We start from the raw sequence: 25,524 nt of genomic DNA on the forward strand, positions 1-25,524 counted from the left end.
CCGCGCAATCATCTATTCTGGAAAGACCCGCATGAGCGACCGCGCCGCAACCCTCGCCACGATCACCAACCTGATCGAACCGTTCAACAAGAAGGGCGTCGAACTCACCGAGGCGACGACCTTTGCCGGCGATCTCGAATGGGACAGCCTGACCGTGATGGATTTCGTCGCGGCGGTGGAGGACGAATTCGACATCGTCATCACCATGAACATGCAGGCGGACATCGAAACCGTCGGCCAGTTGGCCGATGCCGTCGAGAAGCTGAAGACCGCCTGATCCCCCTGCCCGGCCCCGAAAGACCGACATCATGACCGAAGCCGCCGCCACCCCCCACGCCCTGCCCGCATCGCCGGAAACGGTCACGCCCGAACGCGACCTGTTCAGCAAGTTCGACGCGCTGATCGCCGAACGCGAGGCCTTGCTGGCGACGGGCGTGCGCGATCCCTTCGCCATCGTGATGGACAAGGTGACGTCGCCGACCCAGGCAGTAATCCGGGGCAAGGACACGATCCTGCTCGGCACCTATAATTATATGGGCATGACGTTCGATCCGGACGTCGTGGCGGCGGGCAAGCAGGCGCTGGACGAATTCGGATCGGGCACGACCGGCAGCCGGGTGCTGAACGGCACCTATGACCCGCACAAGGACTGCGAAGCGGCGCTGCGCGAATTCTACGGCACCGATCATGCGATGGTGTTCTCGACCGGATACCAGGCGAACCTCGGCATCATCTCGACGCTGGCCGGCAAGGGCGAATATATCATCCTCGACGCCGACAGCCATGCGTCGATCTATGACGGCTGCTCGCTCGGCAATGCCGAGATCGTCCGTTTCCGTCACAATTCGGTCGAGGACCTCGACAAGCGGCTGGGTCGCCTGCCCAAGGAACCGGGCAAGCTGGTCGTGCTGGAGGGCGTTTATTCGATGCTCGGCGACATCGCTCCGCTACCCGAAATGGTCGCGGTGGCGAAGAAGCATGGCGCGATGGTGCTGGTCGACGAGGCCCATGGCATGGGCTTCTTCGGTCCCAATGGGCGCGGCGTGTACGAGGAACAGGGTGTCGAGAAGGACGTCGATTTCGTCGTCGGGACCTTTTCCAAATCGGTCGGGACGGTCGGCGGCTTCTGCGTATCGAACCACCCCAAGTTCGACGTGATGCGGCTGGTGTGCCGCCCCTATGTCTTCACCGCGTCGCTGCCGCCCTCGGTCGTCGCGACCGCTGCGACCTCGATCCGCAAGCTGATGCACGCTGGCGACAAGCGCGCGCATCTGTGGCGCAACTCGAAGCGGCTCCACGGCGGGTTGAAGGACCTCGGCTTCAAGCTTGGCACCGACACGCCGCAATCGGCGATTATCGCGGTAATCCTTGAGGACCAGCAGCAGGCCGTGCTGATGTGGCAGGCGCTGCTCGAAGGCGGGCTGTACGTCAACATGGCCCGCCCGCCCGCGACCCCGGCGGGCACCTTCCTCCTGCGTTGCTCGCTGTGCGCCGAGCATAGCGCGGAACAGGTCGAGACGATCCTCGGCATGTTCGAGGCCGCCGGAAAGGCAGTAGGGGTTCTCGCCTGAGATCCTCCCCGCTTCGCGGGGAGGGGGACCGCCGCGAAGCGGTGGTGGAGGGGCTGGGCCGCGAACGCGACCATTCAGTCTGTGGAAACGCCCCTCCACCATCCGGCGGATGGCCCCCTCCCCACCGTGTGGGGAGGATCGCTAGGGACTAGCATCCCGCCGCACCTTCGCTATAGCCTTGGCCCATGCCATCGATCGATCGCTACATGGCCCGGCTGATCGCGGTGCCGCTGTTCTCCACGCTGCTGATATCGGCAATGCTGCTCGTCCTCGACCGGATGCTGCGGCTGTTCGATTTCGTCGCGGCGGAAGGCGGCCCGGTCAGCGTCGTGTGGCGGATGCTCGCCAACCTGTTGCCCGAATATCTGGGCCTGGGCATCCCGATCGGCCTGATGCTCGGCATCCTGCTGGCGTTCCGCAAGCTCGCCACCAGTTCCGAACTCGATGTGATGCTGGGCGTCGGCATGAGCTATTGGCGGCTGCTGCGCGTGCCGTTCTACTATGCGACGGTGTTGGCGGCGGCGAACTTGGCCATCGTCGGCTTCGTGCAGCCGCTGGCGCGCTATAATTACGAAGCGCTGCGCTTCGAATTGCGCACCGGTGCCTTGGGCGCTTCGATCAAGGTCGGCGAATTTACCAAGCTCGGCGAACGGATGACGCTGCGGATCGAGGAGAGCCGCAATTCGGGTTCGGACCTTCGCGGCATCTTCGTGCAGGCGAGCCGCCCGAACGGCCAATGGCTGGGCGTGACGGCGGAGCGCGGACAGTTCCTGCGCACCGACGATCCCAACACGATCATCTTTCGTCTGACCAACGGCACCCTGATCCATAACGCACCCGATTTCCGCGTTCCCCGGACGCTGACCTTCACCGCGCACGACCTGCCGATCGATCTGCCCAAGTTCGGCAGTTTCCGCCCGCGCGGCGGACGCGATCTGGAGCAGACGCTGCCGCAACTGGCGATCACGGGCCACAATCCGAAGGTCAGCGAAGAAGATCGCGACGCGGCGCGGGCAAACTTCCATTTCCGGCTGGCGGAGGTGGCGACGATGTTCCTGTTGCCGATGCTGGCACTGGCGCTCGGCGTTCCTCCCAAGCGGTCCTCGTCCGCGCTGGGCGTGTTCCTGTCGATCGTAATCATCGTGACCTACCATAAGGTCAACGAATATGGCGAAGCGGTCGGCGGCCTCGGCCGGATCGATCCGATCATCGCGCTATGGGGACCGTTCCTGTTGTTCGCCGCCCTGGTATTCCGCCTCTACTGGGTCATTGCACGGGTGCCCGGCGGTGAACCGATCGGCGGACTGGAACGCGGCGCGTCGAAGGTCGGCAAATTCATCGGCCGTTACTTGCCCGGCCGGCGCAAGGCCGCGGCGTGATGCGCGGCTTCTTTCCATCCTCGACCGTCGCGATATACATGGCGCGACTGTTCCTGATCCGCACCTTTGCGATCCTGTTCGCGCTGGTGCTGGTGTTGCAGGCGCTCGACCTGTTGAGCGAAAGCGGCAAGATCCTGGCGGTGCCTGGGAACGGCCAGGCAGAAATCCTGCGCTATGTCTCGCTGCGCACGCCGCAGATCATCGCGCGGTTCCTGCCCTTTTCAGTGCTGCTCGGCACGATCCTGACGCTGACCCAGCTGAACCAGAATAGCGAGATCATCAGCCTGAAGGCAGCCGGCCTGTCGGCGCACCAGGTGCTGGCTCCGCTGATCCTCGCCAGCTTCGGCGTGGCGGCGCTATCGTTCGCGTTCAACGACCGGGTGGTGGCGCGAGCGACGGCAACGCTGACGATCTGGGACAATGTCGATTACGGCCCGTTGCCGATCGATCGGGGGGAACGGACCAATGTCTGGGTGCGCGATGGCGACAACCTGATCCAGGTCGCCCGTGTTGCCGGTCGCGGCGAAGCCACCCGACTGCGGGGCATCACCGTCTATAATCGCGAAGGCAGTTCGCTGCGCGAGCTGGTCACCGCCAGTAGCGGCCGGCGCGAAGCCGGGGCGTGGCGGATCGAAAACGCCGAGCGCTTCACCGTCGCGACCGGCATTCGCGAGCGGCTGGGATCGCTCAAGATCGCCGGCGGCGTGCGGCCCGATCAGTTCACGTTGCAGAATGTCGATCCCGATGGGCTGTCCTTTGGCCAGTTATCGACGGCGATCGGTGACCTCAACGAAGCCGGCCGTCCGACCAAGGCGCTTGAGGGAGCGTTGTGGCACAAGCTGTCCGGCCCCCTGTCGGCGGTGCTGATGCCGCTGCTGGCGGCGGTCGCGGCGTTCGGCGTTGCCCGATCGGGCAAGCTGTTCGTCCGCGCGGTCATTGGCATGGCGCTCGGGTTTACCTATTTCGTGGCGGACAATTTCGCGCTCGCGATGGGCAACCTTGGGGCCTATCCGCCGTTCCTAGCGGCGTGGGCACCGTTCCTGCTGTTCTTCCTGATCGGCGAAGCGGTGCTGATCCGGACCGAGGAATAGCCCCAGGATCGTCCCACTTTGGCCGCAAAGCGCGGGCAGAGCGGAAACGATGGGCGAATCGTCCGGTTAAAGGAATGGATTGAGGAAGTTAGGCCGATGAACGCGATCACCGAGAAGCAGGGCTTCTGGAAAAAGTCGCACCATCTCGACAAGATGACCTTTCGGCAGCTTGTCGTTGCGTATTTTCAGTATCCGGCGATCATCGCCTACATCGCGCTGTCGTTCGTCGCGATGGGTCTGTTCGCGTGGCGCCCGGCGCCGTTGGTCCCGACGCTGGCGTCGGTTGGCATCGCGATCATCGCCTATCCGCTCGTCTGGTACGTGCTGCATCGTTGGGTGCTGCACTCGAACTGGATGTTCAAATTCGCGCCGCTCGCCGCGACGTGGAAGCGGATTCATTACGATCATCATCAGGACCCGAATCACCTTGAGGTGCTGTTCGGTGCGCTGCACACCACGCTGCCCGCGATCGCGATCGCGACCGCGCCGATCGGTTACGCGATCGGTGGGTTCGGCGGGGCGATGGCAGCACTGGCGACCGGCCTGCTAACCACCTGCTTCTACGAATTTTGCCACTGCATCCAGCATCTGGCTTACAAGCCCAAGAACAAGCTGCTGGTGGAATGGAAGCGCAAGCACATGGCGCACCATTTCCACGACGAGCATGGCAATTTCGGCATCACCAACTTCTTCTGGGACAAGATGTTCGGCACCCATTACGAGCGTTCGGAACGTCCGGAAAAGAGCCCGACGGTCTTCAACCTCGGTTATACCGAGGAAGTCGCGAAGAAGTATCCGAAGGTCGCCGAGCTATCGGGCGGCGTCGCCAAGGGGCACCCGCGCTATCGCGGATGATCGGATGACCGATTTGTCATTTGAAGTTTGACACGGGGCGGCGCATTGCCGCCCCGTTGCTGTTTGGGGGATAGCCATGTCGATCACCGTCCGTCCGGTCCTGACCGCTGCCGATCGCAAGGCGTTCATCGCCCTGCCCTACCGGCTGTACGCCAACGACCCGCATTGGGTCCCGCCGCTGAAGAGCGAAGTGGCCGGGCAGATCGATCCGAAGAAGAATGGCTGGTTCAGCCATGCCGAGGCCCAGCTCTACATCGCGGAGCGGAACGGGCAGGTCGTCGGGCGGGTGTCGGCCCATATCGACACGCTGGCGCTGACCATGCCGACGGACAAGGGCTTTGGCCCCGGCGTCGGCTTCTGGGGGATGTTCGAGGCCGAGGACGCGGCAACGGGATCGGCATTGATCGCACAGGCCGAATCGTGGCTGCGGGGCAAGGGCATGACCCGCGCGGTAGGGCCATGCGGCCTGTCGGTATGGGAAGAACCAGGCCTGCTGATCCAGGGGCATGATCACAGCCCGACGGTCCTGATGGGCCACCATCTTGCCAGCTATCAGGGCTGGATCGAAGCAGCCGGTTACGCCCCGGTCAAGCAGATGGTCACGTACGAACTGGACATCACCAAGGACTTCCCCCCGATCGTGCAGCGCATCGTGGCGGCGGGCGAGAAGAACGCGCGTATCCGTATCCGCCGCGTCGACAAGTCGCGCTTTGCCGACGAAGCCAAGATCATCGTGTCGATCCTGAACGATGCCTGGTCGGACAACTGGGGCTTCGTGCCCTTGACCCAGCCCGAGGTCGACGACGTCGGCAAGAAGCTGAAACCGTTGGTGTTCGAGGACCTGATCCGTATCGCCGAGCTGGATGGCGAGCCGGTGGCGTTCATGATCACGTTGCCCGACATGAACGAACCGCTGAAGCCGATGGGCGGATCGCTGCTGCCGTTCAACTGGCTGAAGCTGCTGTTGTGGCTGCGCGCGCCCAAGGCGCGGACGATGCGCGTGCCGCTGATGGGCGTGGTCAAGAAGTTGCAGGCCTCACGCATGGCGAGCCAGCTGGCCTTCATGATGATCGAATATATTCGCCGCGACGCAGTGGCGAAGTTCGGGGCTTCACGCGGGGAGATCGGCTGGGTCCTCGATGACAATCAGGGCATGAACGCCATTGCGACCACGATCGATAGCAAGATCAACCGCGTTTATCAGATGTACGAACGGACCCTGTGAGCGCCGCCGCCGGGATCGTTTCCCGGCGGCCCAAGAGGCAGGCATAGCCGATTCCGATTGGGATATTCCGGAGTACCGGTCATCCGGCGCCGGTTGGCAACCGATGCGCAGGCTGCCCCGTCCCTGCTTGATCGGACGTTATATCCCGCCGATCGTCACGACCGGGTCGAACCCCCGCGCGCGCCATTCGTCGCGCGTCCGGCAGATTTTGGGGCGGATGTCCGCACCCTCACGGCGATCCTTGATGCAGTAGCGTTTTTCCCGGACGACCGGTACGGCCGCAGCCTGTCCAGCGGCCGCGGCCGATAGGGGCATCGCGATCGGAGCGCCTTGTGGTTCCGACAAGGGCGGCGTGGTCGCCACGACCAGCCCGAGGACGGTCGAGGTGATGAGATGGATGGCGATCATGACGTGTCTCCCGATGATGTCAGCGATGGTTCGCCGGACTTGCCGGAAGCATTGCAGCGACCGTGCCAAGCTGTTGCCGCATCTGATTTCAACTACTTAGCGGCAAATCACCACAGCATTGGTGGCATACGCCACCAACACACAGCATGATAGACCAGATGTTCGCACGCGAACGACTTGCGCTGCCGCGATCAGAAGCGCCGGGAAATCCCGCTATAGAGCCGAAGCTCTGGCGTGTGATCGTCCAGACCGGCCGCACCGCCCGTATCGATGAAGAAATCATCCGAAACCTGCCAGGCCACCGCCAGCGCGACGCGATGCTCGGTCACATGGTCGGCGCGCTCTACCTGAACCTCGGTAGTGAACTGACAGGCGTCGTTGAGCGCAACGCCCAGCCCGAGCGTTGCGGTAGTGACGACCGCATTGCCGCCGCGGTCCTCACGCGGCAGCCAGGCGACTTCGGGCGAGAATTGCAGGTTGAGCCGGTCGCTGAGGTCATAGGAAACCGGCGCGACTACGCCCGTGCCCCATCCGCCACCGCCGATCGGCGTACGCCCTACCGGCACCACCACCGATGGTTGCAGACCATAGGAAAGTCCTTTCCCGTCCGGGTTACGCAGCGCAATGCGGGTACCGATCTGCAAATCGCCGACCCGCGCGGTATTGCGCCCGGCCGGTCGGTCGCGGGCAATGCCGATCGGAGTCCACTCGACCTGCACTTCGGTCCGAGCGGTCATGCCCAGTCGGAACAGCGTGTCACCGAACAGGACCGTGTCGCTATCGCTCGACCGCTCCCAATCCGACAGCGCCGTTTCGATCGCATAGCGGCCCGGTTCGATGGTGCAGGCCGATTGGCCGAGGCTGGGCCGGGTCGGACAATAATCCCGCGCGGCAGCAACCGACGGCACCAGCAACGCCATGCCGACCATGGCGAACGCTGCGCCCTTCAACGCAGGCGAACCCAGGTCGGCGCGTGATCGCTGGCCTTCTCACGACCGCGATAACCCTTGTCGACACCGGCATCGACGAAGCGGTCGGCGGCGATCGGGCTAAGCAGCAGATGATCGATGCGAAATCCGGCGTCGCGTTGCCACGCACCCGCCTGATAATCCCAGAAGGTCCAGACGCCCCCCTTCGGAAAGCGGGTTCGCAGCGCGTCCGTCCACCCCTGTGCGAGCAGCGCGCGATAGCCAGCACGCGATTCGGGCTGCATCAGCGCATCGGCCTGCATCGCCCGGACCGAGAACACATCGTCGTCGTTGGGAATGACGTTATAGTCGCCGGCCAGGACCACCGCGCGCTCCTCCGCTAACAATTCGGCCGCCCGCGCGCGCAGCCGGTCGATCCAGCGCAGCTTATAGTCGAATTTGGGTCCGGGCAGCGGATTGCCGTTAGGCAGATAGATCGACGCGATGACGACGCCGTTGACCTCCGCCTCCAGATAGCGGCTCTGCTCGTCCTCCGGCTCCCCGGCCAAGCCACGTTGCCGTTCGACGGGGTCGACGCCCCGTGCCAGCACCGCGACCCCGTTAAAGCCTTTCTGCCCATGCCAGATGGCGCCATAGCCGGCGGCATGGATATCGGCTTCGGGAAAGGTTTCGTCGCTGGCCTTCAGTTCCTGAAGGCAGACCACATCCGGCTGTTCCTCGGTCAGATATTCGATCAGCCGGGGCAGTCGCGCCTTGATCCCGTTGACGTTGTAGGAAACGATCCGCACGTCAGACCGCGAAGCTGGTGCCGCAACCGCAGCCCGACGCCGCCTGCGGATTGGTCACGCGGAATGCCGCGCCGCCCAGCGATTCGACGAAATCGACTTCGCTGCCCCGAACCAGATCGATGCTGACCGGATCGACGACCAGCGTCACGCCATCGGTTTTGGCAATGCTGTCATCGGGTTCGATGCCTTCGGCCAAACCGAAGCGATACTGGAACCCGGAACAGCCGCCCCCTTCGACCGACAAGCGCAGGATCGCGGGCTTCGACTGCTTTTCGGCTATGGCCGCAACGCGCGCGGCGGCGGCGGCGGACAGGGTGACGTCGGTCATGGTCATATCCATCCCGCCCAGATAGGCGCACCGCCCTGCAACGGCAACGGCCGTCGCGTCGCCTCATTCGGCGACGACGGGACCGCCCATCGCCAGACGCTGCCGCTGGGCACGATCGGCCGCCATGGCGAGCTGCCCGGCCTGCAGATAGGGCGCGGGATTGACCGCCGATCCGTCGATACGGACTTCGTAATGAAGGTGACTGCCGGTCGAACGACCGGTCGATCCCATCAGTGCGATCAGCTGTCCACGCTTCACGCGCTCATGATCGCGGACGAGGATTTTCGAGAGGTGACCATAGCGGGTCGCGATGCCCTTGCCATGGTTGACCTCGACCAGATTGCCATAGCCGCCGGCGCGTTCGGCGCGCGAGACGATGCCGTCGGCGGTCGCATAGATCGGCGTGCCGATCGGCCCGGGAATGTCGACCCCGGCGTGCATCGCGGCGGTGCCACGGAACGGATCGGAACGGACGCCGAAATTGCTGGTAAAGGACAGGCTTTGCACCGGCTGGTAGGACGGGATCGAAATCGCGGCCTGCTCGATCGTGTCGAGCTTCTTCCAGCTCATGAACAGCGCGCGGAATTGGGCGTCCGCCTGCGCATCCGCCGTCGCCGATCCGGCAGCGGCCGCCGCGGCGGTGGCGGCGTCGACGGGTTCATAGGGACCACCCATCGCCGGCATCACGCGGCGCGGGTTCAGGCCCAGCTTGCGCAGCGAACCCGCCGTCTGGGCATAGCGCGCATCGGCGACTGACTTTGCCTGTGCGGCGATCGCCGCCTGCTGCCGCGCGACGCGATCGAACGGGCGGGTCACGCTGTTGGAGGCACCGGCCGGCTGCTGGTCGAGCGCGGCAAGCGCCAGCGTCTTGGCATCCTCCGAACCGGTGAGCACGGCAGCGAGAGCCGCCTGCCGCTTGTCGAGACGTGCGGCATGGGCCCGCGCATCGGCGTGAAGCCGGGCGACATCGGCACGCATCTCGGCCACTTCCTGCTGCATCGCCGCGACCTTGTCGTCGCTTGCGACCGCACCCGCCATCGCCGTACCGATGGTCGCTTGTCCCATGCCATAGGCCGAGAAGGCGATCATCACAGCAGCGAGGCCGGCGGCCGCGGCCTGATTACGACCGGAAATCGTGTGGCGGCGCAGCTGCTTACCGTCATGCAGGATAAAATGGCGGGTCCGAAAGATCGAACGGAACCCCGTGATCGGAGCGACGTTGTTTTTCAATACGGAGGTAATCGACATTATGTCCCGCTATCCGAGCGTTATGCGCGCCGGACGAGCCGACACGAACGATGATCCCCAATGTCTTGACGGTATGCCCCACCGCGTTGACCGAGGCTGCACTTGCCGGAAATTTGATACGCGGCGCAAGCGTGGCACCGGTTCGCCGCGTTAAAGTGCCGTACACGCACGGCGAGCCGTTTAACCATAGAATGTCGCTGGGATTTTGCCGGCGATTGCCGTCGGATCTTTTAGACTGCAATCGATTCGCGCGGGTTCAGGCGGGTATGGCCTCCAGCACTTCAGCGGCGTGACCGGCGACCTTTACCTTGCGCCACTGGTGGGCCAGTTTGCCCGTCGCGTCGAACAGGAACGTCGCCCGTTCGATTCCCATATAACTGCGCCCGTACATCTGTTTTTCGACCCAGGTGCCGAACGCGTCGCACACCGTTCCATCGGCGTCGCTCGCCAGTTCGACGATGAGCGCGTGCTTGTCGGCGAAGCGGGTCAGCTTGGCCGGGGTATCGCGCGATACGCCGATCACGATCGCGCCACGCGCACCAAACGCGTCCGCCAGTGCGGTAAAGTCCTGCGCTTCCCGCGTGCAACCGGTGGTATCGGCCTTGGGATAGAAATACACCACCAGCGGCTGGCCGATCCGGTCGGTTAGCGCGAAGCGCGTCCCATCCGCTCGGGTCAAACTGGCCGAGGGTAGGTTGTCACCGATCTCCATCCTGTCCTCCTGTCGCTATCGCGCCCCATGCCGCCGCGACGATCTGCCGCACCGCGTCCAGCCGGGCAAGCGTAGCCGTCCAGTCGGAACAGCCGAGCGCGGCGGCAAGGATCGGCTGCGTCGCCGCCGAGGGCACCTGTCCATCGGGCGCGACCAGTCGCATCGTCACCAGCAGCCGAGTCAGAAAATCATGCGCCGGGACAAGCGTGTCGGGAAGCAGCCCTTCCCTCGCAAGCGCATCGATCGCGGCGCCCAGTTGCGGAACAAGGCCACGCCCGGTCGACAACTGCACGACATGGACGGCAAATTCGAGATCGACCAGCCCCCCCGGCGCCAGCTTGGCATCGAGCGGCCCCGATGGCGGCTTGTGCCGTGCCATCTCCGCCCGCATTGCCGTCGCTTCCGCCGCAATGTCGCGCGACGGGCGATCGCCGCCCAGTACGCGCGTAATGATCTCCGCCGCCTGTCCCTGCCCCGCCGCCGATCCGACGATCGGGCGAGCGCGGGCCAGCGCCATATGCTCCCATGTCCAGGCATCCTCGCGCTGATAGCGGTCGAACCCGGCGAGCGAGACGACCAGCGGCCCTTGCGCACCGGACGGGCGCAGGCGGGTGTCGACATCGTAGAGCGGTCCCGATGCGGTCTGGACCGACAGTGCCGCCGTCAGCCGCTGGGCGAGGCGGTTGTAATAGAGGACCGCCCCCAGCGGTTTGGCGCCATCCGATTCCGCTGCGAAATCGCCAGTGAAACAATAGATGAGGTCGAGGTCCGATGCATGGGTAAGTGCCCCGCCGCCCAGCCGACCGAGCGCCAGGACGATCAGTTCGCTGTCGGGCACCCGCCCGTGACGCTGGGCGAACTCGTCGATCGTGGCGGCGGCCAGCACCCGGACCGCCGCCTCCGCCACGCGCGCATATCCCGCCGCCGCCGCCAGCGGATCGCCGGTCCCGGCCACGACCTGCACGCCCAGCATGAACCGCTTTTCGTTGACCGCATCGCGGACGTGATCGAGCAGCCGTTCATAGCCATCGCCACTCCGCGCCTGCATTTCGCCCGCGAGATCATCGACCGTTCCCACCGGTTCCAGCGCGCGGGCGTCGATCAGCGCATCCAGCAGCACCGCGCGGCGGGCCAGCGCCTCGGCCAGGGTCGGCGCGTGGCACAGGATCGTGCTGAGCAGACGGGCGAGCGCCGGCTGCGCCTCCAGCAGGCGGAACAGGTTGATCGCGCTTGGCAACCGCGCCAGCATCGCGTCCAGTCGCAACAACGCCGCCTGCGGGTCGGCCGCCGTGGCAAGGCCCGCGACCAGTCCGGGCAGGCTGTCCTCCAGCGCGGCCCGCGCCGCCGGACTGCGCAACGCCGGATAACCGCCGCCCCGCCAATCGGCGATCCGCCGCGCACCCTGTTCACCCGACGCAAAGCCCAGCGCCTCCAAGCGATCGGCCAGCGACTGCGGATCGGCGGGCAGGCGCGAGGTGGCCGCACCGTCGAGCCGGTCGTAGATCGCGCCGACCGCCAAGACATGCGGCGCGAGCAGCGCGAGGAGCGCGGCACCATCGGCCACGCCATGCAGTCGGGCAACCCGGTCGAGCGCCTCTGCCTGATCGGGCAGGTTGTGCGTCTGCCGGTCGTCGACCATCTGCAACCGGTGTTCGATCGTGCGGAACAGCGTGTAGGCGGCGTCCATCTCGATCGCCTCTTCCGCGGCTATACGCTCGCTCGCCGCCAGTGCCGCCAGTGCATCGCGCGTCGCCGCCGCCCGCAACAGGGGGTCGCGACCGCCATGAACCAGCTGATGCACCTGTGCGAAGAATTCCACCTCGCGGATGCCGCCGCGCCCGCGCTTCAGGTCGTATCCCGGCCCGAACGCCTGCCCCTGCGCGTAATGTTCGCGGATGCGGCGGGTAATCTCGCGGATTTCGCCGATTGCGCCATAATCGAGCGCACGGCGCCAGACGAATGGCCGGATCGCGTCGAGAAAACGGTTGCCGAGCGCCACGTCGCCGGCGACCGCGCGGGCGCGGATGAATGCCGCCCGCTCCCATGGCAGCGCGGCAGACTCATAATAGGAAACGGCGGCATCAATCGGTAGCGCGATGGGCGTAGCCTCCGGTGACGGGCGAAGCCGCAGGTCGACCCGCAGGACATAGCCATCGCCATCGCGCGCCTGCAGCAGTTCGACGGCACGTTTGGCGATCCGCACCGCCGCCTCGGCCGGGGAATCCTTCTCGCGCCGGGGCAGCACTACAGGGTCGTAGAGCAGGATCGGGTCGATATCGGAGGAATAGTTGAGTTCGTGACTGCCCTGCTTGCCAAGGGCGATAGCGGTAAAGCCGATGGGAGCCGCGCCCGGCGTCCGTTCCTCGATCGCCTGTACGATCGCTCGGTGCAGGGCATGATCGGCAAAGTCGCTGAGCGTTCGCGTCACCCGCGTCAGGTCGTAGGCACCGGACAGGTCGCCAAACGCAACCAGCAGCGCGACCCGCCGCCGCTCGATCCGCAACTGCCGTGCCAGTGGCAGGTCGGGTTCGGCAGCCACGGCAGCCAGCACATCGGTATCGAACCCATCGACGCGACTGAGGAAATCGGCTTCCCGATCGATGAGCGTCGACAGGAAGGGAGAACCGGCACGAACGCGCGCCAACAAGTCGGACGAAAACTGCATCATTCCTCCGGCGATCAATACGACGGACGGCGATACCTATCGGCTAAAAGGATGAAACGAAACGCCTATGCGGTCGTTGGAAACGCATGGCACCGCAGACCTCCTCAGCCGGAAAACGGCCCTGCACCGCGCAGATCGTGCGGCCGCCCAGCCCGACGGACGGCGTGGGTCGCGCGTTGCGTCATGTCTATGGGCGGGAGGCCGCGTTGCCGAACGACTGGGAACAGTATCTCCGGTCGCTCGACAGTCTTTCGCAGCAATAGACGACCTCAGCGTTCGCGGCTGAGGTCATCGACTTCGCCCATGATCGTATCGAGGACGGTCTGTCCGTTATTGTCCGGCTGTTCCGCACGCGACGGCAACTTTCCGTCGTTCATCAGTGCTTCCAGCGCGACCCTGCCCCGCGCGACGCGGCTTTTGATCGTACCAACCGCAACATTGCAGATTTCGGCGGCCTCCTCATAGGCAAAGCCGCCCGCGCCAACGAGGATCAGCGCCTCGCGCTGCGGCTGCGGCAGGTGGAGCAGTGCGCGCTGCATGTCGGCGAGTTCGACATGCCGATCCTGACTGGCCGGTGCCGCCAGAATACGATCGGCAACCAGATCGTCCCACTCTCCCTTGAACCGCGCCCGACGCATCTGCGACAGGTACAGGTTACGCAGGATGATGAATGTCCAGGCACGCATATTCGTGCCGGCCTGGAACCGCTGGCGCGCGGCCCATGCCTTCAGCAGGGTTTCCTGCACGAGGTCATCGGCAAGATCGCGGCTGCCCGACAGCGACCTGCCAAAGGCGCGCAGGTGCGGGATGACCTGTGCCAGCTGTTTCTTGAACTCGGGGTCCGGCAGCGCGACATGCTCCCGCACCTCGCCCGCCACGTCCTCGCTGATATCGGATTCAGTCATTCTTATCCGTTCGATACGCAGTCGGCCCGGTGTGGGGCGGACCCGAACATAGGGTTGCCGATGGCCGATTGCCAGCCGTGGCGCGCCGACCGGGTCGACGCGCCCGCCGCATCAGGTGAGCAGGATATACGCCATGACCGCGATCGCCGCGACCAGGGATACCAGCAACACATAGCGGGTAACGCCGGGGGTTGCGCCGGCACGCGCTTCGGTCGCGCTGACATGGATGCGTTCGTTATCGTCTGCCATCACCTACCAACCCCCGAAAGTCGTTTTGGGTCCGTACCGTTACGCCACAGCGTCCGGCACGGTCGCTTCGTCGAAGAACAACGCCTGGCTGATCGCGGCCTTGACCGTCGAGCGCTGGAACGGCTTCGTGATCAGGAACGTCGGTTCGGGCCGTTCGCCCGTCAGCAGGCGTTCGGGGAAGGCGGTGATGAAGATCACGGGCACATTGAATTCCGACAGGATGTCCTTGACCGCATCGATGCCCGAACTGTCGTCGGCCAGCTGGATGTCGGCCAGCACCAGGCCCGGCCGATCCTGCATCGCCAGGGCCACCGCTTCGTCGCGGGTTACCGCCACGCCGGTCACGTCATGCCCCAGATCGCGGACGATCTGTTCGAGATCCATCGCGATCAGCGGCTCGTCCTCGATGATCATCACGCGCGAACGTGTCTGCTGCTCGATTTCGCGCAACGCTTCGGCGACCAGTTCCTCGACCTCTTCGGGGCTGGCCTCGATCAGATAGGCCGCATCCTCGGTCGTGAATCCTTCCATTGCGGTCAGCAACAGCGCCTGGCGCGACAGCGGCGCGATACGCGCAAGCCGCGCCTGCGCGATGGCTTCGTTGTCGGTGCCCGACGCGCTGGCAGCGCCGAATGCCTCGGGCTGCGACGATGCCCAGATCGCCTGGAACGTGCGGTACAGGCCGAGGCGGGGGTCGACGTCGCGCGGGAATTCTTCCGGCGCGGCCACGATCGCTTCCAGCGTCGCGCGGACATACTGGTCCCCCTCGGTCTGGCTGCCGGTAAGCGCTCGGGCGTAGCGCCGGAGAAAGGGAAGGTGCGGCGCAAGCTGCTGTCCGAGCGACATGGTCAGGTAATTCTCCTTCGATGCGCCGCCTGCGGGGCGGACGGCGCGAATCCCAAAAATATCCACGAAACGGCAAGGAGAAGACGCCTCCCCCGAGTTCGCGTCAGGTCATGGAACCAACGAGCGCGTCTTTAGTTTCATGTGCGCCTGACGCGCTGAACCAAGGTCGCCTTGAAGCCGTCCGGCAAGGGATTCTACAGTTTCGTACCGGAAATCTGGTTCGGGTATCGGGGGAAGGCATTGCTTCGTGAAGGATGGTGAACAGGCGGCCAAGCAGTCGAACGCGAACCCACCGGCAACGCTTTCATCGGACAAGAAGGATTCGTCGAGCCTGGGGAACGCTCTGCGCGCCGTCTATCAGGATGCCGCTGGCGAGGCCGTGCCAGACGAGATGCTCGACCTGCTGAGCAAGCTGAAATAGCTCTAACGGTGTGACGACATCCCCTCCTGCCCGGCGTGCCGCGCCTAGCCCGGCTGCCGCGCTGCGCCGCGCGCCGACCGGCGCCAAGCTAATGCTGATCCTCAGCGCGGCGTTGCTGCCGCTCGCGCTGATTGCCTTGTTCGCCACGTTGCAGACATCGCGTATCGCTGACGTCGACCTGCGCGCGCGGTTGCGCGTGGCGGCGACCGAAGCGTCACGCGCGCTGGCGATCGAACTGGTCGGCGACATGACCGCGCTTCGCGTCGCGATGACCGCCTTGTCGACCGACCCGGCAAATTCACCGAGCTGCGCCCGTGTCGAAGGCGTTTTTGCGCAACAGACCTCGGTCGGCGCACGCTTCGGCATCTATTCGGCCGATGGTCGCCTCGTCTGCGGCACCGCCATTCCGGTGCAGATGGTGGGCGTGCCGGACGCAGGCGGCGTTCGGGCGCAGGTCGTTCCCGATGCGGGGCTGGTCCTCGACATTCGCGGCGTCAGTTCGGCACGGGCCGTGGCGTTTTTTCCGGTCACGATGTTGCGCGAACTGGCACAGCCCAGCGGATTCGCCACCCCGTACGAAGGGGGCCTGCGCCACGGTACCGACGCAGAGCTGCTGCTGTCGCAGCTGCCGGAACAGGGCGGCATCGATCGGCGGGAACGGGTCGAGATTCCGCTGGGGATCGACGACTTGGCCTTTACCATGGCGGTGCGACGCGCGCCGTTCACGTCCTCCGCGATCATTGCGATGCTGTTGCCGCTGGTCATGTGGATCGCGGCGACCGGCATTGGCTGGTTCGTGGTCGACCGGCTGCTGATCCGGCCGCTGCGGCGCCTGCGCGATGATATCGAACGCTATCGTCCCGGCAACTCGATGGCCGACGTCAATCTGGGCGCGGTGCCGGCGCAGGAGATCGCTGATCTGGGTGAGACGTTCCAGGAACTGACCCATACCGTCGAACGCCACGAACAATCGATGGCGGACGGGCTAGTGCGCCAGACGAAGCTGACCCGCGAAGTGCATCACCGGGTGAAGAATAACCTGCAGGTCATTGCCAGCCTCATCAATTTTCACGCCCGCAGCGCCCATGGTGCAGCGGCGGCCGATGCCTATGCCACCATCCAGCGGCGGGTAGATGCGCTGGCGGTCGTCCACCGGCACCATTACGCCGAGATGGAGGAAAATCGCGGGTTGGAGCTGAAGTCGGTGATCGGTGAACTGGCATCGAACATCCGCGCCACCGCGTCGGGCAGCGCTACCAGGCTCGGCATTACGCTGCATGTCGAATCGGTGCTGGTGACGCAGGATGTCGCGGTAGCCGTTTCTTTCCTGCTGACCGAACTGATCGAACTTGCCGTGTCGGTGAACCCACAGGCGCAGATCGGCATTTCGCTGCGCCATGTCGCCGACACCGATACGGCCGTCCTGCGTGCGACATCGCCGGCACTGGTCGAAAGCGAGGAGCTGGAGGCGCTGGTCGCCAGCCGGTACGGCCGGATCATCCTCGGTCTCTCACGCCAGTTGCGGGCACCGTTGCACCATGATCCGCTGACCGGCGCCTATGAGATCGTGATCGCCGCCCGCGCCGGTTGACCCAGCGCGTCAGCGCAGCCCGAGCAGCTTGTGCGTCTGGAGCGACAGGCGCCATTTCGGACGGTCCATCGCGAAATCGACGGCCGCATCGCGATGGATCGCTTCCATGCCGATCGCGTCCATCGGCTGGACCAGATGGTGGGCGAAGTCCCATCGTTCCATGGCGTCGACGTCGATGCCCTCCTGCGGCCAGACCAGCTTCAGCTCGTCACCCTTCCGCTGGACCACATCGCTACCCGCCTTGGGACTGACGCAAACCCAATCGATGCCGGGATGCGCCGCGATGGTGCCGTTGCTTTCGATCGCGATCGTGAAGCCGGCATCGTGCAAGGTTTCGACCAACGCGTCATCGACCTGGAGCATCGGCTCCCCACCGGTCAGCACAACGAAACGACGGGTTTCGCCGCTACCCCACTGCGCCACCACCGCAGCGACCAAGGCGGCCGCGTCGGCGAACTTGCCGCCGCCAATACCATCGGTGCCGACAAAGTCGGTGTCGCAGAAGCGGCAGACTGCCGTCGCCCGATCCTGTTCGCGCCCGGTCCATAGATTACACCCGGCAAAGCGCACGAAGACCGCGCGGCGGCCGGCGTGGACCCCTTCCCCCTGCAGGGTCAGGAACATTTCCTTGACGGAATAGGTCATCGACCGGCGTCGGGCCGTTCGGCGTAGCGGGTCGGATCGGGCAACCCCGCCTCAACGAAGCCGCGCGCGCGCAGGCGGCAGCTGTCGCAGCGCCCGCAATGCAATTCACCCACCGGGTCGTAACAGGACCAGCTCATGCCGGCGTCGATGCCCAGCCGATCCGCTTCGCGCGCGATATCGGCCTTGGTCATGTGCTGCAGTGGCGCGTGGATCCGGAACCGGTCGCCCTCGACCCCCGCTCGCGTGGCCAGTTCGGCCAACGTCTCGAACCCGGCGATGAATTCCGGACGGCAATCGGGATAGCCCGAATAATCGAGCGCGTTGACGCCGATCCACAGGTCGCGTGCGCCCGCGGCCTCGGCCCATCCCAGCGCGAGGCTGAGAAAGATCGTGTTGCGCGCCGGGACGTAGGTCACCGGGATCACGTCCGCTTCGACGCCGTCCTTCGGCACCGCGATCGATGCGTCGGTCAGGGCCGATCCGCCAAAGGCCGAAAGGTCGAGCGGCAGGACGACGTGGCGTTCGGCACCCAATGCCTTGGCGATCCGCCGGGCGGCGGCCAGTTCGACCAGATGCCGCTGGTTATAATCGATCGACAGTGCGAGCAGCCGATGGCCAGCCTCTCGCGCCAGCGCCGCCGACACCATCGAGTCCAGTCCGCCCGACACCAGCACCACGCTGAAGGGAGTTTTCGTCATGCTGCGCCTGCTAAGGCTTTCACAAGGTCAGGGCAACCGCCCCGAAAAAGGGCGGGCCGCACAAGGGCGGCCCGGAGGAGTTTCATGCTTAGGGATAACATGCATGTCCCGTCAGAACATGACCGTTTCCTACATCACCGACGCTAAACATGCGCTTAACGACCGCGCGGACCACAATTACCCATGCGACGCGCCTCGAACGCATCGGCAAAGGGCATCCCGTCGACGATCCCCTCGCTTTCGATGCGCAGCGTACGCGGCGTGTCGACATGGATCGTGGTGCGAACATGGCCGGCGCCGGGACAGGTATAATGTACCGTGGCGATGCGCGGCGTATCCTCGATCACGAACCGGGTGCATTGCGCCGACCGGAGCCGCAGCCGGAACAGGACGGCGGTGTCGGCAACGCAACTCTCGCGCGCAGCCTCGGCCGAACCGGGACTGCGCAGCGACCAGTTGCCAGGCGTTACGGCACGCATCGCCGCCAGCGTCGGCGCAGACGCGGACTGCGCTACACCGGCCGATCCAATGGCCAGCGACGCCGCCAGCCCCCACCGCAGTCCCATCCCCATCGCCTGTCCCCCTTGGTCGCTTCAGGCCGCTATATCGGACAGCGCGAGCGGGAATTTCGTCGCACAGAAGGCGCAATCGACGGTGATGATCCCCTGTTCGTCCGCCATCGCCACCCGCTCTTCGGCAGGAAAGCGCGAAATAACGCCGGCAATATAGTCCCGGTCACAGCGGCATCCGCGCGACAGGTCGGTGCTGGCCAGAACGCGAACCTCGCGCTCTTCGTTGAACAGCCGCCAGACCAGCGTCTCCAACGGAAGCATCGGGTCGGCCAGTTCGTCGGACCCCATGGTCGACCCGAGCGCCTCGACATGATGCCATTCGGGATGGTCGAGCCGGGTGTGCAACCGCTCGCGCCCCTCCTCACCCTCCGGCAGATGCTGCAGGAAGATACCGCCGGCAATCCGCTGGCCATTATCGTCGACACCTATGCCGAGCCGGACGAGCGATGGGATCTGTTCGGACTGGAGAAAGTAGCTTTCCGCCGCCTGCGCGACCGATTCGCCGTCGAGTGGCACGATGCCCTGATAGCGCTCGCCGGACGTCACCTGATCGAACGTGATCGCCAGATACCCCTGCCCGAACAGCGCGAACAGCGACGGATCCTCGCCCAGTTCGGCGAGCCGGTCGGCGTCGTAGTCGACATAGCCGCGCAGTTCGCCATTCTTATAGTCGCATACCATCAGGCGGATGATTCCGCCCTGCGTCTGCGCCTGCAGCGTCAACTGCCCCTCGGCTTCTTTCAGCGTCGATCCCAGCAGCGCGGTCAGCGCCAGCGATTCCGCCAGCAGCTTCTCGATCGGCGCGGGATAGGCATGGGCAGCCAGGATCGACTGGACGACCGGACCCAGCCGCACGACACGGCCACGGGCGTGATGATCGGGCAGCGTGAACCCGATCGCGCGATCGAGGTCGGGCAGGCGGACGGTATCGGACAAACGAAAGCTCCTCATGCCCCCTCAGGGGCAAACTGTGATCGATCACTCACATGGTGGCGCGCGGGACATTTCGCAAGCGCTTTGACGCTTGCCGCGTTCGCACATGCAAAAACCGGGCGGCCTGCGTCCCGTTACGGAACGCGGACCGCCCGGCAGCTTTGCCGGTCGTAATCGGCGATCAGCCGATCAGGCCGAAGCACCAGCGTAGCACCGCCTTCTGCGCGTGGAGGCGGTTCTCCGCCTCCGACCAGATCAGCGATTGCGGCCCGTCGATGACATCGGGCGTCACTTCCTCGCCACGATGCGCGGGCAGGCAGTGGAGGAACACGGCGTCCGGCTTCGCGTGTGCCATCAATGCCGTATCAACCTGATAAGGAGCCATCGCCACCAGTTTCTGCTCGGCATGGGCCTGCCCCATCGAAATCCAGGTATCGGTGACGATCACATCGGCATCGCGCACCGCCGCGACCGGATCGCGAGTGATCGTCGCGCGACCACCCGCCGCCTCGATCACGTCCGGGGCGGGATCATAGCCTTCCGGGCAGGCGGCAATGACGTCGAAGCCCATCAGCGCGCCCGCCTCGACGATCGAGTGCAGCACATTGTTACCGTCGCCAAGCCATGCCCATTTCAGGCCGGGCAACGGCTTACCCGATTCGATTACGGTCAACAGGTCGGCGACGATCTGGCACGGATGCGAATGGTCGGTCAGGCCGTTGATGACCGGCACCGACGCATAGCGCGCCATTTCGTCCAGTTTGGCCGTATCGTCGGTCCGCACCATGATCGCGTCGCAATAGCCCGACAGGACGCGAGCGGTATCGGCGACCGTCTCCCCGCGACCCAACTGCGTCGTGCCAGCGTCGAGTACCAGCGCCGATCCGCCGAGCTGGCGCATTGCCATGTCGAACGAGACGCGGGTGCGGGTCGAGGATTTTTCGAACACGCAGGCGAGCGTGTGGCCGGTAAGCGACGCATCGGCGTCGGCGCGGCCCTTCGGCCAGCCCTTGCGTGCCGCCTTCGCGTCGAGGGCGTCGTTCAGGATGGCGGCGATGCCGTCGGCACCGGCCGAGGCAAGATCGAGGAAATGGCGCATCTGGGTAAAAATCCTCCCCGGCACGGGGAGGGGGACCGGCCGCAGGACGGTGGAGGGGGGCCTCCACCGGTGCTGCGCCATGATTTCATCCCCCTCCACCATGCTTCGCATGGTCCCCCTCCCCGTTCCGGGGAGGAGCGTCAATCAATCGTCGGCGACCGGAACGTACACCCGTGCCGCTGCCGACAGCTTCTCCACCGCTTCCGCGATATGGCTCTCGTCAATCACCAGCGGCGGCAGCACGCGGACGACATTGTCGCCGGCGGCCACCGTCAGCAGGTTGTGATGATCGCGCAGATGGGCGACGAAGCGGCGGCTGTCCGACTTGAGCTTCAGACCCAGCATCAGCCCCATGCCCCGCACTTCCTGAAACAGATGGTCGTGGTTCGGGATCATCTGCTCCAGGCTGGACCGCAGCCGATCACCCATCGCCTTCACATGGGCGAAGAAGCCTGGCTCCAGCATCACGTCCAGCACCGCCTGCCCCGCCGCCATGGCAAGCGGGTTGCCGCCATAGGTGGAGCCATGGGTGCCGAACACCATGCCCTTGGCCGCTTCCTCGGTAGCGAGGCACGCGCCGAACGGAAAGCCGCCGCCGATCCCCTTGGCGGCCGAAACGATGTCGGGCGTCACACCATACTGCTCATGCGCGAACAGCGTGCCGGTCCGGCCATAGCCGCACTGCACTTCATCGAGGACCAGCAACAGGCCGTGTTCGTCGCACGCCTTGCGCAGGCCGGTCAGGAATTCAGGCGTCGCGGTGCGCAGGCCGCCCTCCCCCTGCACCGGCTCGACCAGAAAGCCCGCCGTGCTGTCGTCGATCAGCGCCAGCGCGCCGTCCAGATCGTTGAACTCGGCATATTTGAAGTCGGGCAGCAGTGGTTCGAACCCGTCACGCATCTTGGCCTGGTTGGTGGCCGAGATGGTGCCGAGCGTCCGGCCGTGGAATGCCTGGTTGAAGGTAATCAGCGTATGCCGCTGCGGATTGCCATTGGCGAAATGGAAGCGGCGCGCGGTCTTGATCGCGCACTCGACTGCTTCGGCACCCGAATTGGTGAAGAACACCGTGTCGGCAAAGCTGTTGTCGACGATCCGTGCGGCAAGCGCCTCGCCCTGCGGCGAGCCATAGAGGTTGCTGACATGCATCAGCGTCGCGGCCTGTTCCTGGATCGCTTTCGTCAGGTGCGGGTGGCCGTGCCCCAGCGCATTGACGGCGATGCCGGCGGCGAAGTCGAGATATTGCGTGCCGTCCTCACCATAAAGATAGCAGCCCTCGCCTCGGACCGGACGCACGCCGCACCGTGGATAGACGGGCATGAGCGCGGGGGTCGTCATCGAACTGCTCCTTCATGAGAAATATCGGCGTTCAAAACGCAAAAGGGCGGCCACGCCGGCCGCCCGGAGCGGCGCTGTACCGCTCCTTGACTAGATTCGTCAATTCTTGAGCTTCCACCCCGAGCGCAGCAGCGCATAGCAGGCGACCGCCATCGCGATGTCGACCGCGAGGATCACCGCGCCGCCCAGCAGCACCGGCGAATCGGCACGCTCTAGGAAACCGTAGCGGAAACCCGAGATGATGTAGAAGAACGGGTTCAGGTGGCTGATCGAGCGGAAGGTCGGGGTCAGCGCCTCTACCGAATAGAAGGTGCCCGACAACAACGTCAGTGGCCCGATGACGAAATTGGTGATCGCCGCGGCATGGTCGAACTTTTCCGCCCAGATCGATGTCATTACACCGGCAAGCGCGAGGAAAGTCGACCCGAACAGCCCGAACCACAGCACGGCGCCGGGATGCCGCGGCAGGACATGAACACCCGGATACAGCAGCATCGCGCCCCACAGCACGAGGCCGACGAGGAACGCGCGGGTCACCGCGCCGCCGACCAGCGCGGCCAGCAACTCACCCGTCGACAGCGGCGGCATCAGATAGTCGACCACCGTGCCCTGGATCTTGCCGACCAACAGCGCGAAGCTGGAATTGGCAAAGGCGTTGTTGAGCATCGCCATGGCGATCAGGCCCGGCGCGACGAAATCGGGGAACGGCACGCCTAGCACGGTACGCCCCGCCCCGCCCATCGCGACCGAAAAGATGACGAGGAACAACAGCGTCGTGACCGCCGGTGCCCAGATGGTCTGAAGCTGCACCTTGAAGAAACGGCGCACCTCCTTGATATAGAGCGTGCGCAGCCCACCCCAGTTCACGTTCCGGATGACCGGCACGCCGGGGTCGGCGATGATGATTTTTGCGCGCGACGGGGATTGTTCCTGCATGGCTGTGTCGCCTAATCGCTGGCGCGCGCGGCGGCAAGGATCATGGTCGTCTGCGCGGTCACGAAGTGAAGGACGAAGACGGGCATGAGCTGGACCGAAGAACGCATCGCGACACTGGCCAAGATGTGGGAATCGGGGATGACCGCCAGCCAGATCGCCGAGGAACTGGGCGGGATCAGCCGCAATGCGGTGATCGGCAAAGCCCATCGCCTGGGCCTGCAGTCGCGGCCGTCGCCGGTGAAGTCGAACGACACGACCAAGGCGTCGGCACCTGCGCCCAAGCCCGCCGCTTCGGAGCCTGCGCCGGTCGTCGCCGCACCGCCGCCACCTCCGCCGCCCGCTCCGAAGCCGGTGCCAGCGCCCGAACCAAAGCCCGAACCCGTCGCGGCTGCTCCGATCGAAAACGACCCGTTCACGCCGCTTCCGGAAGAGGATCAGGGCGACGAGGTGGAAGAAGAGGACGATGACGCACCGGTCGCCGCGCCGCGCCGTGCCGAACCCGTGATGCGGTCGGTCGGCCCCGGCGGCTTCCTGCGACAGAATCCCGGCGAGCAGAGCGCCCCGCTGACCCCCGCCCCGCCACGCCGGCTGGTCCCGGCCCGGCCGAGCGATGCGATCGCGGGCAAGACGACGCTGCTCGACCTGAACGACCGCATCTGCAAATGGCCGATCGGCCATCCGGGCGAGCCGGACTTCCACTTCTGCGGCGAAAAAGTGAACCCCGGCTTCCCCTATTGCGTCGATCATTGCGGTCATGCGTATCAGGCGCAGCTGCCCCGTCGCGATCGCCGCCCGCCGCCGCCGCTGCCTTATGGTGGGCCTAGGGTTCGCTGATCGCGCAAGGCCGAGCAAACTCGGCCGCGCTCCCGGCGATCAGCACGGCCGGCGCGGCGAGAAGCCGCGACCGACGGCATGGGCTTCACCCATGCCCGCCCAGCATTCTACCCCACCCGCCGCTTTGCGGATGACCCCGTTTCGTTCTATACGGCCGCCATGGCCGAAAATCTGTTCGAAGCGAACGTCCCTACCCCGCCCACCTATGACGCCTCCTCGATCGAGGTGCTGGAGGGGCTGGAGCCGGTCCGTCGCCGACCAGGCATGTATATCGGCGGCACCGACGAACGCGCGTTGCACCATCTTGCCGCCGAAGTCCTCGACAACGCGATGGACGAAGCGGTCGCGGGCCACGCGACCCGGATCGAGGTGCAGCTGGACACGGGCAACCGGCTGACCATCATCGACAACGGGCGCGGCATCCCGGTCGATCCGCACCCGAAATTTCCCGACAAGTCGGCGCTCGAAGTGATCCTTTCGACCCTGCACTCCGGCGGCAAGTTCGCAGGGAAAGCCTATGCCACATCGGGGGGTCTGCACGGCGTCGGCATCTCGGTCGTGAACGCCCTGTCGGTCGATACGGTGGTCGAGGTCGCGCGCGACCGGCAGCTGTATCGCCAGCGTTTCTCGCAGGGGCAGACGATCGGGCCGCTGGAGCATGTCGGCGCGGCACCCAACCGGCGCGGTACGCTGGTCGCGTTCACGCCCGACACCGAAATCTTCGCCGACCTGCAATTCAGGCCTGCCCGGCTGCACAAGCTGGTGCGGTCGAAGGCCTATCTCTTTGCCGGGGTCGAAATCCGCTGGAAATGCGCGCCCGAGCTGGTCGAGGGCAGCGACGTGCCCGCCGAAGCGGTGTTCCAGTTTCCCGGCGGCCTCGCCGACCACTTACGCGAACAGGTTGGCGGCCGCGAATGCGCGACGGCGGATTTCTTCACCGGGCGGCAGGATTTTCCGGGTGAACAGGGCCGTGTCGAATGGGCGGTCGCATGGCCGCTGTGGAGCGACGGCAGCTACAGCTATTATTGCAACACCATCCCGACGCCCGATGGCGGCACCCATGAACAGGGCTTGCGGCAGGCGCTGGTACGCGGCCTGCGCGGCTTTGCCGATCTGGTCGGCAACAAGCGCGCGAAGGACATGACCGCCGACGACGTGACGGTCGGTTGCGAGCTGATGCTGTCGGTCTTCATCCGCGACCCGCAATTCCAAAGCCAGACCAAGGACCGCCTGACCAGCGTCGAGGCCGCCAGCCTCGTCG

The 25,524-nt window shown here is 65.3% G+C and carries 26 protein-coding genes and 1 pseudogene; 10 read left to right on the top strand and 17 right to left on the bottom strand.

Going from position 1 to position 25,524, the window contains the following annotated elements; translation table 11 throughout:
* The first annotated feature begins 31 nt into the window (after positions 1-31).
* The 6 genes from QZ755_RS02550 (at position 32) to QZ755_RS02575 (ending at position 6,121) form a co-directional block, all read left to right on the top strand.
* Entirely contained in the window at positions 32-277 is a 246-nt protein-coding gene (locus tag QZ755_RS02550; RefSeq protein WP_294319434.1) for an acyl carrier protein, read from the top strand.
* A 31-nt stretch (positions 278-308) separates the two neighbouring features.
* The gene (locus tag QZ755_RS02555; RefSeq protein WP_294319435.1) at positions 309-1,571 is read left to right on the top strand and encodes an aminotransferase class I/II-fold pyridoxal phosphate-dependent enzyme; all 1,263 of its coding nucleotides are present in this window, start codon (positions 309-311) and stop codon (positions 1,569-1,571) included.
* 185 nt (positions 1,572-1,756) lie between these two features.
* Positions 1,757-2,950, top strand: a complete 1,194-nt coding sequence (lptF, locus tag QZ755_RS02560; protein ID WP_294319436.1) for an LPS export ABC transporter permease LptF — start codon at positions 1,757-1,759, stop codon at positions 2,948-2,950.
* Positions 2,950-4,041: an LPS export ABC transporter permease LptG gene (gene lptG, locus QZ755_RS02565; RefSeq protein ID WP_294319438.1), complete on the top strand. Its 1,092-nt coding sequence runs from the start codon at positions 2,950-2,952 to the stop codon at positions 4,039-4,041. The genes lptF and lptG overlap by 1 nt, the downstream gene beginning before the upstream one ends.
* A 96-nt stretch (positions 4,042-4,137) precedes the next feature.
* On the top strand, positions 4,138-4,896 hold the full coding sequence (locus tag QZ755_RS02570; protein WP_294319439.1) for a sterol desaturase family protein: 759 nt from the start codon (positions 4,138-4,140) through the stop codon (positions 4,894-4,896).
* Positions 4,897-4,972: 76 nt separating this feature from the next.
* Positions 4,973-6,121, top strand: a complete 1,149-nt coding sequence (locus tag QZ755_RS02575; protein WP_294319441.1) for an N-acetyltransferase — start codon at positions 4,973-4,975, stop codon at positions 6,119-6,121.
* A gap of 138 nt (positions 6,122-6,259) precedes the next feature.
* On the opposite strand, the gene QZ755_RS02580 is transcribed toward QZ755_RS02575, so the two are convergent.
* The 10 genes from QZ755_RS02580 to QZ755_RS02625 form a co-directional block, all read right to left on the bottom strand.
* Entirely contained in the window at positions 6,260-6,529 is a 270-nt protein-coding gene (locus tag QZ755_RS02580; protein ID WP_294319442.1) for a hypothetical protein, read from the bottom strand.
* A 191-nt stretch (positions 6,530-6,720) separates the two neighbouring features.
* Positions 6,721-7,479, bottom strand: a complete 759-nt coding sequence (locus tag QZ755_RS02585) for a transporter (protein ID WP_294319444.1) — start codon at positions 7,477-7,479, stop codon at positions 6,721-6,723.
* Positions 7,476-8,246 carry an exodeoxyribonuclease III gene (gene xth / locus QZ755_RS02590; protein ID WP_294319446.1) on the bottom strand — a complete coding sequence of 257 codons (771 nt, stop codon included), beginning with the start codon at positions 8,244-8,246 and terminating at the stop codon, positions 7,476-7,478. Before xth ends, QZ755_RS02585 begins: the two co-directional genes overlap by 4 nt.
* 1 nt (position 8,247) lies before the next feature.
* On the bottom strand, positions 8,248-8,574 hold the full coding sequence (locus QZ755_RS02595; RefSeq protein ID WP_294319448.1) for an iron-sulfur cluster assembly accessory protein: 327 nt from the start codon (positions 8,572-8,574) through the stop codon (positions 8,248-8,250).
* A 63-nt stretch (positions 8,575-8,637) separates the two neighbouring features.
* A complete protein-coding gene (locus tag QZ755_RS02600; RefSeq protein WP_294319450.1) occupies positions 8,638-9,822 on the bottom strand; it encodes a M23 family metallopeptidase in 1,185 nt (394 codons plus the stop codon).
* Positions 9,823-10,078: 256 nt separating this feature from the next.
* Positions 10,079-10,534 (bottom strand): peroxiredoxin, encoded by a 456-nt coding sequence (locus tag QZ755_RS02605; protein ID WP_294319452.1) that lies wholly within the window; start codon positions 10,532-10,534, stop codon positions 10,079-10,081.
* A complete protein-coding gene (locus QZ755_RS02610; protein WP_294319481.1) occupies positions 10,521-13,199 on the bottom strand; it encodes a bifunctional [glutamine synthetase] adenylyltransferase/[glutamine synthetase]-adenylyl-L-tyrosine phosphorylase in 2,679 nt (892 codons plus the stop codon). The genes QZ755_RS02605 and QZ755_RS02610 overlap by 14 nt, the downstream gene beginning before the upstream one ends.
* A gap of 269 nt (positions 13,200-13,468) precedes the next feature.
* A complete protein-coding gene (locus QZ755_RS02615; RefSeq protein ID WP_294319454.1) occupies positions 13,469-14,104 on the bottom strand; it encodes a sigma-70 family RNA polymerase sigma factor in 636 nt (211 codons plus the stop codon).
* A 111-nt stretch (positions 14,105-14,215) separates the two neighbouring features.
* A complete protein-coding gene (locus QZ755_RS02620) occupies positions 14,216-14,356 on the bottom strand; it encodes a hypothetical protein (RefSeq protein WP_294319485.1) in 141 nt (46 codons plus the stop codon).
* A 36-nt stretch (positions 14,357-14,392) separates the two neighbouring features.
* On the bottom strand, positions 14,393-15,199 hold the full coding sequence (locus tag QZ755_RS02625) for a response regulator (protein ID WP_294319456.1): 807 nt from the start codon (positions 15,197-15,199) through the stop codon (positions 14,393-14,395).
* Positions 15,200-15,446: 247 nt separating this feature from the next.
* On the opposite strand from QZ755_RS02625, the gene QZ755_RS02630 reads away from it, so the two are divergent.
* Entirely contained in the window at positions 15,447-15,620 is a 174-nt protein-coding gene (locus QZ755_RS02630; protein WP_294319458.1) for a NepR family anti-sigma factor, read from the top strand.
* A gap of 10 nt (positions 15,621-15,630) precedes the next feature.
* Complete coding sequence (locus QZ755_RS02635; RefSeq protein ID WP_366509153.1) at positions 15,631-17,211, top strand: sensor histidine kinase; 1,581 nt, start codon at positions 15,631-15,633, stop codon at positions 17,209-17,211.
* Between the two features lie 9 nt (positions 17,212-17,220).
* On the opposite strand, the gene queE is transcribed toward QZ755_RS02635, so the two are convergent.
* The 7 genes and pseudogenes from queE to QZ755_RS02670 form a co-directional block, all read right to left on the bottom strand.
* Positions 17,221-17,856: a 7-carboxy-7-deazaguanine synthase gene (gene queE / locus QZ755_RS02640; RefSeq protein ID WP_294319460.1), complete on the bottom strand. Its 636-nt coding sequence runs from the start codon at positions 17,854-17,856 to the stop codon at positions 17,221-17,223.
* A pseudogene (gene queC, locus QZ755_RS02645) lies at positions 17,853-18,563 on the bottom strand (7-cyano-7-deazaguanine synthase QueC); the annotation flags it as partial. The pseudogene queC and the gene queE, both read right to left, overlap by 4 nt.
* 146 nt (positions 18,564-18,709) lie before the next feature.
* Positions 18,710-19,126, bottom strand: a complete 417-nt coding sequence (locus QZ755_RS02650; protein ID WP_294319461.1) for a hypothetical protein — start codon at positions 19,124-19,126, stop codon at positions 18,710-18,712.
* Between the two features lie 21 nt (positions 19,127-19,147).
* Positions 19,148-20,062, bottom strand: a complete 915-nt coding sequence (locus tag QZ755_RS02655; RefSeq protein ID WP_294319463.1) for an Hsp33 family molecular chaperone HslO — start codon at positions 20,060-20,062, stop codon at positions 19,148-19,150.
* Between the two features lie 178 nt (positions 20,063-20,240).
* Positions 20,241-21,158, bottom strand: coding sequence for an ornithine carbamoyltransferase (gene argF / locus QZ755_RS02660; protein ID WP_294319465.1), 918 nt, complete (start codon positions 21,156-21,158; stop codon positions 20,241-20,243).
* A 144-nt stretch (positions 21,159-21,302) separates the two neighbouring features.
* On the bottom strand, positions 21,303-22,493 hold the full coding sequence (locus QZ755_RS02665) for an aspartate aminotransferase family protein (RefSeq protein ID WP_294319468.1): 1,191 nt from the start codon (positions 22,491-22,493) through the stop codon (positions 21,303-21,305).
* A 99-nt stretch (positions 22,494-22,592) separates the two neighbouring features.
* Positions 22,593-23,429 (bottom strand): ABC transporter permease, encoded by an 837-nt coding sequence (locus tag QZ755_RS02670; RefSeq protein WP_294319470.1) that lies wholly within the window; start codon positions 23,427-23,429, stop codon positions 22,593-22,595.
* An 84-nt stretch (positions 23,430-23,513) separates the two neighbouring features.
* Here QZ755_RS02670 and QZ755_RS02675 point away from each other — a divergent pair, with 84 nt between their 5' ends.
* Positions 23,514-24,263 carry a GcrA family cell cycle regulator gene (locus QZ755_RS02675; protein WP_294319473.1) on the top strand — a complete coding sequence of 250 codons (750 nt, stop codon included), beginning with the start codon at positions 23,514-23,516 and terminating at the stop codon, positions 24,261-24,263.
* 159 nt (positions 24,264-24,422) lie between these two features.
* On the top strand, positions 24,423-25,524 hold a 1,102-nt coding region (locus QZ755_RS02680; RefSeq protein WP_294319475.1), incomplete at its 3' end, for an ATP-binding protein.

Origin of the sequence: uncultured Sphingomonas sp. (assembly GCF_913776855.1) — a bacterium.
GTDB lineage: Bacteria > Pseudomonadota > Alphaproteobacteria > Sphingomonadales > Sphingomonadaceae > Sphingomonas.